Origin of the sequence: Saccharothrix variisporea (assembly GCF_003634995.1) — a bacterium.
GTDB classification, from domain to species: Bacteria; Actinomycetota; Actinomycetes; order Mycobacteriales; family Pseudonocardiaceae; genus Actinosynnema; species Actinosynnema variisporeum.
Genome location: NZ_RBXR01000001.1, coordinates 4562500 through 4574717 on the forward strand (window position 1 = coordinate 4562500; position 12218 = coordinate 4574717).

The 12218-nt window shown below is 70.8% G+C and carries 10 protein-coding genes; 3 read left to right on the forward strand and 7 right to left on the reverse strand.

Annotated elements, in window-relative coordinates; all coding sequences use genetic code 11:
- Window positions 1–283: 283 nt before the first annotated feature.
- From DFJ66_RS43560 to DFJ66_RS20300, 4 genes are all read right to left on the reverse strand, one after another.
- Window positions 284–1954 (reverse strand): S1C family serine protease, encoded by a 1671-nt coding sequence (locus tag DFJ66_RS43560; protein ID WP_211351239.1) that lies wholly within the window; start codon window positions 1952–1954, stop codon window positions 284–286.
- A gap of 79 nt (window positions 1955–2033) precedes the next feature.
- On the reverse strand, window positions 2034–3113 hold the full coding sequence (galT, locus tag DFJ66_RS20290; RefSeq protein ID WP_121223265.1) for a galactose-1-phosphate uridylyltransferase: 1080 nt from the start codon (window positions 3111–3113) through the stop codon (window positions 2034–2036).
- Window positions 3110–3910 (reverse strand): DeoR/GlpR family DNA-binding transcription regulator, encoded by an 801-nt coding sequence (locus DFJ66_RS20295; RefSeq protein WP_121223266.1) that lies wholly within the window; start codon window positions 3908–3910, stop codon window positions 3110–3112. The genes galT and DFJ66_RS20295 overlap by 4 nt, the downstream gene beginning before the upstream one ends.
- Window position 3911: 1 nt before the next feature.
- Complete coding sequence (locus DFJ66_RS20300) at window positions 3912–5906, reverse strand: beta-galactosidase (protein ID WP_121223267.1); 1995 nt, start codon at window positions 5904–5906, stop codon at window positions 3912–3914.
- A gap of 251 nt (window positions 5907–6157) precedes the next feature.
- Between DFJ66_RS20300 and DFJ66_RS20305 the strand changes: the two genes are divergently transcribed.
- The 3 genes from DFJ66_RS20305 to DFJ66_RS20315 are packed head-to-tail and all read left to right on the forward strand — an operon-like array spanning window position 6158 to window position 9290.
- Window positions 6158–7453, forward strand: a complete 1296-nt coding sequence (locus DFJ66_RS20305; RefSeq protein ID WP_121223268.1) for an ABC transporter substrate-binding protein — start codon at window positions 6158–6160, stop codon at window positions 7451–7453.
- 5 nt (window positions 7454–7458) lie between these two features.
- Window positions 7459–8436 (forward strand): carbohydrate ABC transporter permease, encoded by a 978-nt coding sequence (locus DFJ66_RS20310; protein WP_121231456.1) that lies wholly within the window; start codon window positions 7459–7461, stop codon window positions 8434–8436.
- Complete coding sequence (locus tag DFJ66_RS20315) at window positions 8433–9290, forward strand: carbohydrate ABC transporter permease (protein WP_121223269.1); 858 nt, start codon at window positions 8433–8435, stop codon at window positions 9288–9290. Before DFJ66_RS20310 ends, DFJ66_RS20315 begins: the two co-directional genes overlap by 4 nt.
- Window positions 9291–9329: 39 nt before the next feature.
- Here DFJ66_RS20315 and DFJ66_RS20320 read toward each other — a convergent pair whose 3' ends face one another.
- The 3 genes from DFJ66_RS20320 to DFJ66_RS20330 all read right to left on the reverse strand — a co-directional run bounded on the left by DFJ66_RS20320 (window position 9330) and on the right by DFJ66_RS20330 (window position 12190).
- Window positions 9330–10709 carry a sensor histidine kinase gene (locus DFJ66_RS20320; RefSeq protein WP_121223270.1) on the reverse strand — a complete coding sequence of 460 codons (1380 nt, stop codon included), beginning with the start codon at window positions 10707–10709 and terminating at the stop codon, window positions 9330–9332.
- Window positions 10706–11398 (reverse strand): response regulator transcription factor, encoded by a 693-nt coding sequence (locus DFJ66_RS20325; protein ID WP_121223271.1) that lies wholly within the window; start codon window positions 11396–11398, stop codon window positions 10706–10708. The genes DFJ66_RS20320 and DFJ66_RS20325 overlap by 4 nt, the downstream gene beginning before the upstream one ends.
- A gap of 180 nt (window positions 11399–11578) precedes the next feature.
- A complete protein-coding gene (locus DFJ66_RS20330; protein ID WP_121223272.1) occupies window positions 11579–12190 on the reverse strand; it encodes a trimeric intracellular cation channel family protein in 612 nt (203 codons plus the stop codon).
- Between the last annotated feature and the right edge of the window lie 28 nt (window positions 12191–12218).

Below are 12218 nucleotides of genomic sequence, written 5' to 3' on the forward strand. Positions count from 1 at the left end.
CCCGAGCAAGCCCCGAGGCCGGATCCGGAAGCCACCGCCGTCCGCCCGCGCTCCTTGTTTACGGGACGCGCGAGACGGCGAAACGGCTCGGATCCTGCATGTCGCTGGATCGGGTGAAAGTCGCGGGCGGCCGTCTCGATGATCTTAGGGGAGAACGTCAGGAGCCGCATGCCGGCAGGTGAGGGGCGGCCTGCCGGGATGCGGCCTCTGGTCCGGCTCGGGCACGTGAGCCGGGGTCTGTGGGGAAAGGGTGTGTGAGGAAGGGGGGTGACAGGGGCGGGGGCTACCGGGTTTCCACCGGCTGGCTGCCCAAGGTCACCTCGACTGTCTTGCCGCCCACCGTCATCTGCACCTTCTCGCCGGGAGCCCGGGACCGGACCGCGGCCACCAGGGCGTCCGAGGTGGCGATGGGACGGTCGCCGAAGCGGGTGATCACGTCGCCGGCCTTCAGGCCCGCCTGGTCGGCCGCGCCGCCCGCGGTGACGTCCTTGACCAGGGCGCCGCCCGTCTGGTTGTCGACTACCTGGACGCCCAGGACGGTCTGGGTGGCCTTGCCGGTCTCGCTGAGCTCCTTCGCCGTGCGCTTGGCCTGGTCGATGGGGATCGCGAAACCGATGCCGACCGACCCCGCCTGCGAACCCTGGCGGTTCGGGCTGTAGATCGCGGAGTTCACGCCGACGACCCGGCCCTGCATGTCCACCAGCGGTCCGCCCGAGTTGCCCGGGTTGATGGCCGCGTCGGTCTGGATGGCGTTGAGGACCGTCGTCTGGCTGCCGTCCTCGCCGCCTGCCTTCACCGGGCGGTTCAGGGAGCTGACGATGCCCGACGTCACGGTGCCGTTCAGGTCGAACGGCGAACCCACGGCCACCACCTGCTGGCCGATCCGCAGGTCACCCGAGCTGCCCAGCTCGGCGGTCGCGAGGCCGGACACGCCGTCGGCCTTGAGCACCGCCAGGTCGGACGTCGGGTCGCGGCCGACGATCTTCGCCGCCGCCGTCTTGCCGTCCTGGAACTGGACCCTGATCGGGCCACCGCCGGCGGCGGACTCGACGACGTGGTTGTTGGTCAGCACCAAGCCGTCCGAGCTGACCACGATCCCCGACCCGGCACCGCCGCTGACCTGCACCTGCACGACCGTCGGCAGCACCTTCTGCGCCACCTGCTCGATGGAGCCCGCGGTCGGGTTGCCGGTCTGCTGCGCGGGCGGCGGGGCGTTGAGGGCGTTGGTCACCGGCCGGGCCTGGTCGGCGGCCTGGTAGCCGAGGTAGCCACCGACGCCGCCCGCGACGCCGCCGACGGCGAGCACGAGCGCGGTGACACCGGCGACGACCTTGCCGCGGCCCCGTTCACGCGGACGGGGCTGGGTCATCGTGGACCCAGGCGGTGCGAAGTAGGGTCCCGGCCGGCCGGGCGTCCCCTGCTGGACGCCCGGCCCGCCGAGCGGCTGGGCACTCCCCCAACCGGTGGACGGCTGCCCAGCGCTGCCCTGCACAGCGCCCGGCGAGCCGATCGGGTTCCCGGGGAACCCGGGTGCCGGGGACGCGGCGCTCCCGTACGGGGCGCTCGGCGTTCCGGCCGCCGCGGCCGGGGTGCTCCCCTGCAGAGCACCCTGACCAGCGGTCTCCGGCGGCACGGCGCTCCCCTGCGAAGCACCGTGGTCACCGGTCTCCGGCGGCGCGGCCTCCCCCTGCGGAGCGCTCGCGCCACCGTCGTCCAGGCGCGCGGTGTCCCCCTGCCGGACACCGTGCGCACTGGGTTCCGGCGCGGCGGCGCTGCCCTGCACAGCGCCGCCCGCACCGGTTCCTCCCGACGGCTCGGAGCTGCCCTGCACAGCTCCGGCACCGCCGTCCTCCGGCACCCCGGCACCCTGCTGCCGGTCACCGGCGTCTGCACGACCGGCGCCGCTGGGCGCCCACGGGCTGCTCTGCGGCTGCTGCGGCTCGTTCTCGGTCATGCCCACCACTCTGGGGTGTGCGCCTGAGAGGAGCCTTAAACGGACCTGGGCATCAGTTGTGAGTCCTCAGGGATGAACTTCACCCGCGCAGACGCTCCGCGATCTGCTCAGGTGTCGCATCGTTGACCCAAACGCCCATACCGGACTCGGAGCCGGCGAGGTACTTCAGCTTGTCGGCGGTGCGCAGCACGGAGAACACCTCCAGGTGCAGCCACGCCAGGTCGCGCCCGACCCGAACCGGGGCCTGGTGCCAGGCCGCGACATAAGGAAGAGGCCGCTGGTAGAGCGCGTCCAAGCGGTGCAGGACCGACAGGTAGAACTGCGCGAAGTCGTCGCGTTCCTCGGCCGACAGCGCGGGCAGGTCGGGCACCCGGCGGTGCGGCACGACGTGCACTTCGACGGGCCAGCGGGCGGCGGCGGGCACGTACGCGGTCCAGTGCTCGGACGACGCGATGACCCGCGTCCCCACGGCCCGTTCGGCGGCCAGCACGTCACCCATCAGGTGGGTGCCGTGAACCGACAGGTACTCGCCGGCCACGGCCAGCATCCGCTCGGTCTTCGGGGTCACGAACGGGTAGCCGTAGATCTGGCCGTGCGGGTGGTGCAGGGTGACGCCGATCTCCTCGCCCCGGTTCTCGAACGGGAAGACCTGCTCCACCCCGGGCATCGCGTTCAGCGCGGCGGTCCGGTCGGCCCACGCGTCCACCACGGTCCGCACCCGGGACACGGGCAGCGAGCCGAACGACGTGGTGTGGTCGGAGGTGAAGCACACCACCTCGCACCGGCCCCGCCCGGCGGCCCGCGCCACCATCGCCATGCCGTCCACAGTGGACGGCAGGTCCGGCACGTCCTGCGCGAAGGACGGGAACCGGTTCTCGAACACGACGACGTCGTAGTCCGCCTCGGGGATCTCGGTCGGCTTCTCCGGCGTCGACGGGCACAGCGGGCACAGGTCGGCGGGCGGCTTGTAGGTCCGGGTCTGGCGGTGGGCGGCCATCGCCACCCACTCGCCGGTCAGGGGATCGCGACGCACCTCCGACAGCGGCTGCGTCCGCGGGAGGTCCCGGGTGTCGACGGCCACGCGGGGTGGCGCCTCCGGGGTGTCGTCGAAGTAGATGATCTCCCGACCATCGGCAAGTTTCCCCGCCGTGCGCTTCACGCGAACTCTTCCTCTCCCCGTCCGGGCACGTGCGCCAGGACCAGCTCACCCACCTGCTCCCCGAGCACGCCCCGTGCGGTCTCGGGCAGTCCTTCGTCGGTCACCAGCACGTCCGCCTCGTCCAGCGCGGCGATGGTCGAGATGCCGACCGTGCCCCACTTGGTGTGGTCGGCGACCACCACGACCCGCCCGGCCGCGTCGACCAGGGCGCGGTCGGTCTCGCTCTCGTTGAGGTTCGGGGTGGTGAACCCGGACCGCTCGGCCATGCCGTGCACGCCCAGGAACACCACGTCCAGGTGCAGGGACCGCAGCGCCTGCACGGCCACCGGCCCGACCAGCGCGTCCGAGGGCGTCCGCACCCCACCGGTCAACACGACCGTCCGGTCGGTGCGCCCGCTCTGCTGGAGCACGTCGGCGACCCGGATGGAGTTGGTCACCACGGTCAGGTCCGGGATGTCGTCCAGGAACCGCGCCAGCGTCCACGTCGTGGTGCCCGCGGACAGGCCGATCGCGGTGCCCGGCCGGACCAGGGTCGCGGCCTCGGCGGCGATGGCTTCCTTCTCCGGCAGCTGGCGCACCGACTTGGCCTCGAACCCGGGTTCGTCGGTGCTGCGGCCGACCACCGAGGTCGCGCCGCCGTACACCTTCTCCACCAGGCCGCGGGCGGCCAGCACGTCCAGGTCGCGGCGGACCGTCATGTCGGAGACGCCCAGCCGCACCACCAGGTCGCTGACCCGCACCGCGCCGGTCCGCCGGACCTCTTCCAGGATCACCGCTTGCCGTTGCCGCGCCAGCACGTCACACCTCTTCCCTGAGGACAACCACTCCTCCGGCGGGCACGGTGAGCCGCCCGGTCACGCGCGTTCCGGTGAGCAGCTCGACGCCCGCCGCGGGCAGCTCGACGTCGCCGCCCCCGTGGTTGATCGCGACCAGCCACGATACGGGCGAACCGGCCACGACACCCCGGCGACGCACCACCTCGACGTCCGACGGGCCGCGCGGCACGCCCGCGTCGAACAGCACGGCGTCCACCAGCTTGGCCAGCCCCTCGCCGGACAGGCCGCAGGCGAGGTACCAGGCCGTGCCGTCGCCGTGCTCGTGGCGGGTCACGGCGGGCACGCCGGGCAGCGGCCCGTCCGCGTAGGAGGCGACCGCCTTGGCCCCGTCCAGGTGCAGCAGCTCGGTCCACAGGGCCACGTGGCCGCCGTCGTCCAGGGTGGCGGTCTGACCCCAGCCGAGCGGGAAGAACTCTTCGGTGCGCACGCCGAGCAGGTCGCGGAACGCGCCCGGGTAGCCGCCGAGGTGCACGTGGCCGCGGGTGTCGGCGACGCCGGACAGGTACGTCACCAGCAGCCGGCCGCCGCCTTCGACGTAGCGCTCGAACGGCTCGGCGGAGTCCAGGGCGTACAGGGCGGGGACCACGACCAGGGGGTACCCGGAGAGGTCGCCGTCAGGCGGCAGGAAGTCCACCGTCACGCCGGCGTGCCAGAACGCCCGGTACAGCGCGAAGACGTTCTCCTGGTAGGAGAAGTCCGCGTTGGGGTGACCCGGCTGGCCCACCGCCCACCGGGACTGCCAGTCGTAGACGAACGCCACCCGAGCGTCCACAGTGGACCCGATCAGCTCGCGGACCGCCCGGTACTCCGCGCCGACCTGGCACACCTCGCGGAACACCTTGGTCTCGGTGCCGGCGTGCGGGACCATCGCCGAGTGGTAGCGCTCGGCGCCGGCGCGGGACTGCCGCCACTGGAAGAACAGCGTGCCGTCCGCGCCCCGGGCCAGGTGGGCGTAGGAGTTGCGGCGCAGTTCGCCGGGCAGCTTGGCGAGGTTGCGGTGCTGCCAATTCACCGCCGACGTGGAGTGCTCCATGAGCAGCCACGGCTTGCCCTGCGCGAGCCCGCGGGTGAGGTCGGCGGCGAACGCGAGCTCGACGTGCCGCTCGGCGTCCTCGGAGGCGGTGTAGTGGTCGTTGGAGACGAAGTCGACCTCGCGCGCCCACGCCCAGTAGTCCAGCGCGGAGAACGTCCAGCCCACCATGAAGTTCGTGGTCACCGGCACGCCGGGGGTGACCTCGTGCAACACGTCCCGCTCGGCCTTGAACAGCTCCAAGAGGGCGTCGGAGGAGAACCGGTCGAAGTCCAGCAGCTGGCCGGGGTTGTGGTAGGTCGGGGTGGCGCGCGGGGGCAGGACCTGGTCCCACGCCGTGTAGTGCTGGCTCCAGAACGCGGTCGCCCAGGCGTCGTTCAACGCGTCGAGCGTGCCGTGGCGGGCCTTCAGCCACTCGCGGAAAGCGCTTGCACAACGGTCGCAGTAACAGCGCGAGACGTGGCAGCCGTACTCGTTCCCGACGTGCCAGGCGGCCAACGCCGGGTGGTCGCGGTACCGCTCGGCCAGCGCGCGGGCCAGGGCGACGGCCTTGCGCCGGTACACCGGTGAGCTGGGGCAGTACTCCTGGCGGGAGCCGTGCGCCAGCCGGACGCCGTCGGCGCGTTCGGGCAGCATCTCGGGGTGCGCGGTGGTCAGCCACGGCGGCGGGGACGCGGTGGCGGTCGCCAGGTCCACCCGGATGCCGCCCTCGTGCAGCAGGTCGAGCACGCGGTCGAGCCAGCCGAACTCGTAGCGACCGTCCTCGGGCTCGAGCAGCGCCCACGAGAAGATGCCGACGCTGACGAGGTTCACGCCGGCCTCGCGCATGAGCCGCACGTCGTCCGCCCACACGTCCTCGGGCCACTGCTCCGGGTTGTAGTCGGCACCCCACGCGAGCCCCGGCACACCCAACGGCCAACTGGTCATGCCGCAAAGACTGACGACAAAGTCCGACATCGTCAACACAAGCGAACAGGATCGATCGTTCGACTCTGTTCGGCGGTAGCCGATCACCGAGGCGGCCGATCCACCCAGTTCAGCGCGACTACGGTCCGAACCTGCCGGTTAACGGCTGCGTAACGGGGCTTGACATGAGGTGTGCTTCAGACCACATTGTGCGCAACTTTGTTGAACTCCTGTTCGGTCGTGTGTTGGTCGTGTCACTCGGAGGAGCGAAGATGGCAAGGTTCGAGACCCCTCACCCGCTCATGGGCCGCCGGGCCCTGTTGAAGGCGATCGTCGCGGGCGCCGGCCTCGCGGCGGTCCCGGGACTCGCCGCCTGCGGCGGTTCCGACAAGGGCAGCGCGACCGACACCGTGTCGTTCGGCAACAACCTCTCCGACCAGGTCCCGAAGGACGCCATCACCGCCGTGCTCCAGGCGTTCGAGAAGGAGTCGAGCCTCAAGGTCGCCATCAACACCAAGCAGCACGAGCAGTACCAGGAGCAGATCAACAACTACCTCCAGGGCCGCCCCGACGACGTGCTGGCCTGGTTCGCGGGCTACCGGATGCGGTTCTTCGCGGGCAAGGGCCTCACCGGCGACCTGTCCGACGTGTGGAGCAAGGTCGGCGGCGGCTACGCGAGCGCGTTGAAGGAGGCCTCGACCGGGTCGGACGGCAAGCAGTACCTGATCCCGTTCACCCAGTACCCGTGGGGCGTCTTCTACCGCAAGAGCATCTGGCAGCAGCGCGGCTACGAGGTCCCCAAGACGCTGGACCAGCTGGTCGCCCTGGCCACCAAGATGAAGTCCGACGGCCTGGTGCCGATCGCGTTCGCCCAGAAGCAGGGCTGGCCCGGCATGGGCACGTTCGACCAGCTCAACTTCCGGATCAACGGCTACCAGTTCCACGTCGACCTGATGGCCGGCAAGGAGGACTGGCAGAGCCCCAAGGTCAAGGAGGTGTTCGACACCTGGAAGCGGCTGCTGCCGTTCCACCAGGAGAACGCCCTGGGCCGCGAGTGGCAGGAGGCCGCGCAGTCGCTCGGCCAGGGCAAGTCGGGCATGTACCTGCTCGGCTCGTTCGTCGCCCAGCAGTTCAAGGGCCCCGACCTGGACGACCTGGACTTCTTCCCCTTCCCCGAGATCAACCCCGCGCACGGCCAGGACACCGTCGAGGCGCCCATCGACGGCTACATGATGGCCCGCAAGCCCGCCAACGAGGCCGGCGCGAAGAAGCTGCTGGAGTACCTGGCCACGCCCGCCGCGCAGGCGGCCTACCTCAAGACCGACCCCACGTCGATCGCCACGGTGAGCAACGCCGACACGTCCGGCTACAACGCCATCCAGAAGAAGGCCGCGCAGGTCATCAAGGACGCCAAGCACATCACGCAGTTCCTCGACCGCGACACCGACCCGCGCTTCGCGAGCGACGCCGCCACCAACGGGCTCAACGCGTTCATCCAGAACCCGAACGACATCGACTCGATCCTCAAGGGCATGGCCGACCAGGCGAAGACGATCTTCACGGGGTGAGCGGCATGACCGCGGTGCAGGACAAGGCCTCCGGCCAGGCAGACCCCGGCGGCACGGCGGCGACCTCTCCCCCGCCGTACCGCCGGACCAGGCGGGCGACCGCGCTGCCCTCCGGGGACAAGCTGGTGCTCGGGCTGATGCTCGGCATCCCCTCGCTGGTGCACGTGCTGTTCGTGTGGGTGCCGGCGCTCGGCTCGATCGCGCTGTCGTTCAGCTCGTGGGACGGCATCGGCGGGTTCGAGGACATCGAGTGGGTCGGCTTCCAGAACTACGTGGACATCTTCACCCGGTACCCGCGGTTCTGGCCGGCGTTGCAGCACAACCTGATCTGGCTGGTGTTCCTGCTGGTGCTGCCGACCGTCGCCGGGTTGCTGCTGGCGGTGCTGCTGGACCGGCAACTGCGGTTCGGGCGGCTGTACCAGAGCGCGCTGTACCTGCCGATGGTGCTGTCGCTGGCGCTGGTCGGGTTCATCTGGCAGCTGATCTACCAGCCCGAGCAGGGGTTGCTGAACAACCTGCTGGGCACCGCCGACGACCACCCGACCAACTGGCTGGGCGACCCGGACATCAACCTCTACGCGGTCCTGGTCGCCGCGGCCTGGCGGCACACCGGGTACGTGATGCTGCTGTACCTGGCCGGGCTGAAATCGGTGGACCCGGCGCTGAAGGAGGCCGCGGCGCTGGACGGCGCGAGCGCGTTCCAGACGTTCACGCGGGTCACGTTCCCGGTGCTCAAGCCGGTGAACATCGTGGTGCTCGTGGTGACCGTGATCGAGGCGCTGCGCGCGTTCGACATCGTGTACGTGGTCAACAAGGGCCGCAACGGGCTGGAACTGCTGTCCGTGCTGGTGACGGACAACATCATCGGCGAGTCCAGCCGGATCGGGTGGGGCTCCGCGCTCGCCGTGGTCCTGCTGCTGATCTCGCTCGGGTTCATCATCACCTACCTGTTCCAGGTGTTCCGGAAGGAGGAGAGGGCGTGACGCTCCGACCGGGCCGGGTGGCCCTCCACGTCTTCCTGGCGCTGACCTGCCTGGCCACGCTGGCGCCGCTGCTGTGGGCGCTGTACGCGTCCCTGCGCACCTACGACGACACCAACCGCAACGGGTACTTCTCGTGGGCCGAGAGCCTGACCCTGGAGAACTACGGCAACGCGTGGGAGCAGGCCGACCTGCCGCACTACTACCTGAACACGCTGCTGATCACCGTGCCCGCGATGGTGCTGGTGCTGCTGCTCAGCTCGATGGTGGCGTTCGGGGTGTCCCGGTTCAGCTTCAAGTTCAACATCGCGCTGCTGATGCTGTTCACGGCGGGGAACTTGTTGCCGCAGCAGGTGGTGGTGACCCCGCTGTACCGGTTGTACCTGCTCATCGAGGTGCCCGACTGGGTGTCGGAGTCCGGGCTGCTGCTGGACTCGCAGGTCGGGCTGGTGCTGATCCACGTGGCGTTCCAGTCCGGGTTCTGCGTGTTCGTGCTGAGCAACTACATGAAGACCATCCCGCACGAGCTCGGCGAGGCGGCCCGGGTGGACGGCGCGGGCGTGTTCCGGCAGTACTGGCAGGTCATCCTGCCGCTGTGCCGGCCCGCGCTGGCGGCGTTGGCGACGCTGGAGTTCACCTGGATCTACAACGACTTCCTGTGGGCGCTGGTGCTGATCCAGACCGGCGACAAGATGCCCATCACGTCGGCGTTGCAGAACCTGAGGGGGACGTTCTTCACCGACAACAACCTGATGGCGGCGGGGTCGCTGCTGGTGGCGCTGCCGACGCTGGTGGTGTTCTTCGTGCTGCAGCGGCAGTTCATCGGCGGGCTGACGCTGGGCTCGACGAAGGGGTAGCCGGGATCTTCGCCGGGTCCCGGTGGACGTGAGGTGTGATCAGGGACGGCCGGGCAGTCGGAGGGTGAACAGCGCGCCGCCCTCCGGTGCCCGGCCGGCGTAGGCCGCGCCGCCGTGGCGTTCGGCCGCTTGCTTCACGATCGCCAGGCCGAGGCCCGAGCCGGGGAGGGTGCGGGCCTCGCTGGAGCGGTAGAAGCGTTCGAAGACGTGCGGGAGGTCGGCGTCCGCAATGCCGGGACCGGAGTCGGCGACCTCCAGGGCCACGCTGCCGTCGCCGACCTGGCGGAGTTCCAGGCGGACGGTGCCGCCGGACGGGCTGAACTTCACGGCGTTGTCCAGGAGGTTCAAGACCGCGCGTTCCAGGGCGCTGGAGTCGCCGAGCAGGGTCCACGGTTGGAGGCGCACGTCGAAGGTGACGTCGGCGGCGGCTCGGCGGCGGGCTCGGTCCAGGGCTCGTTCGACCACCTCGACCAGGTCCACCGGTTCGTGGACCACCTGGGGGGCGTCCTCGCGGGCCAGTTCGACCAGGTCTCCGATGAGGGTGGTGAGTTCGTCCAGCTGGGCGCGGACGTCGGCGTGGATCTCCGCCTTGTCCTGGTCGGACAGGGTGGGGGCGTCCGGGCGTTCCGAGGCCAGGAGGAGTTCCAGGTTGGTGCGCATGGACGTCAGCGGGGTGCGGAGTTCGTGGCCCGCGTCGGCGACCAGTCTGCGCTGGCGTTCCTGCGAGTCGGCGACCGCGCCCAGCATGGCGTTGAAGCGCTGGGTGAGCCTGGCCAGCTCGTCGTCACCGGTCACCGGGATGGGGCGCAGGTCGCCGGTCAGCGCGACGCGCTCGGTGGCCTCGGTCAGGCGTTGCACCGGGCGCAGGCCGGTGCGGGCCACGGCGGTGCCGGCCGCCGCCGCGACGAGCACGCCGATGCCGCTGATCACGAACAGGACCACGGACAGCTTGCCCAGGGTCTGGTTGAGCGGCGCCATCGACTGGGCGATCACCATGGCCCGGCCGTCCTCGTAGGGGACGGAGATCACCCGGAAGCCGGTCCGGTAGTCGTCCCACATGTTCTCGAGCTTCGCGCCCCGGGCGACCTCGAGGTCGCCGGAGCTGGACGGGGGCGCGATGGTGCCGGTCGGGTAGAGCATGCGGCCACCCACGTCGAGCAGGCCGATCCGCACGTCGCCGGCGGCGAGGAACGCGCCGGGCACCTCGGTGAGGTCGGCGTTCACCCTCGGCGCGGTGACGGCGGCGCGGGCGCGTTGGCGCAGGTTCTCGTTGAGCTGGTCGTCCAGGTTGCTGCTGACGGTCATGTACGCGCCCAGCGACACCACGGCGACCACGCCCGCGACGCAGAACGCCGCCAGCAGGGTCACCCGGGCCCGCAGGGACACCCGCTGGAACCGCCCGTTGGCGGTACCGATCACGGAGGTGTCTCCCGGAGCACGTAGCCGACTCCGCGCACGGTGTGCAGCAGGCGGGGTTCGCCGTCCGCCTCGGTCTTGCGACGCAGGTAGCCGACGTAGACCTCCAGGGCGTTGCCGGAGGTCGGGAAGTCGTAGCCCCAGACGTCCTCCAGGATGCGGCCCCGGGTCAGCACCTGCTTCGGGTGCGCCAGGAACAGCTCCAGCAGGGCGAACTCGGTCCGGGTGAGGCTGATCGGCCGGTCGCCGCGGCGCACGTCCCGGGTGTTGGGGTCCAGTTCGAGGTCGGCGAACTTCAGCACCGTGCCCGCGGACTCGGTGGCGGCGTCGGCGGCGGCCCGGCGCAGCAGCGCCCGGAGCCGGGCCAGCAGCTCCTCCAGGGCGAAGGGCTTGGGCAGGTAGTCGTCCGCGCCGGCGTCGAGGCCGGACACGCGGTCGGACACGGCGTCGCGGGCGGTCAGGACCAGGATCGGCAGGTCGTCGCCGGTGCTGCGCAGCCGCCGGCACACCTCCAGCCCGTCCAGCCTGGGCATCATGACGTCCAGGACCATCGCATCGGGACGCTGCGCGACGACCGCTTCCAGGGCCTGCTGACCGTCACCGGCCAGGTCCACCTGGTAGCCGTTGAACTGCAGTGAGCGGCGGAGCGACTCACGCACGGCCCGGTCGTCGTCGACAACGAGGATGCGCATGGGATCAGTTTTGCCTCTCGTCCTGAGAGCGGCCTGAGAAGGGCATGTGAGCTAACCGTCAAGTCGCGCCGGTCGTCCGGGGTTGACTCGGCGTCGATCGGCGTCTTTTCGATCGTCGCCGAGTCAGCCCCGGACGACCGGCTTCCAGGCGACTTGACCGCCGTGCCGGAGGCGCGGCCATCAAACACCGTCAAGTTTTGGTGCGGTCGGAGCATTCCAACCGCGCCAGAGAGCCAGTATGCGCAGCCCCATGATGACGACCGATCCGGTGACGGCCACCGGCTCGGGCGGGAAGCCCAGGTGATCACCGAGAGCGACGATCACAGCGCCGGCCAAGGCGGCTACGGCGTAGATCTCCCGGCGCAGGACCAGCGGGATTTCGCGGAGGAGCACGTCCCGCAGGGCGCCGCCGCCGATGCCGGTGGTCATTCCGACCAGGCACGCCGCGTAAGGGGGTGCGCCCAGGGCCAGGGCGGTGTTGGTGCCGCCGGTGACGAACAGGCCCAGGCCCACCGCGTCCAGCACCAACACGGAACGGCGAAGTTTGGCCACGGTCGGGTGAAACAGGAAGACGAGGAGTCCCGTACCGCCCGCGACCGCGAGGTACGGCCAGGTCACCAGGGCCGTGGGTGGGGTCACGTCCAGCAGCACGTCCCGGATGGTGCCGCCGCCCAACGCGGTGGTGAGCGCGAGCACGATGACCCCGAAGACGTCCAAGCGGGACCGCACAGCGGCCAGCGCGCCCGAGGCGGCGAAGGCGGCGATCCCGATCAGCTCCAGCGCGGTCAGCACCGGTGGAGGCTAGGCGACATCGCCGCGT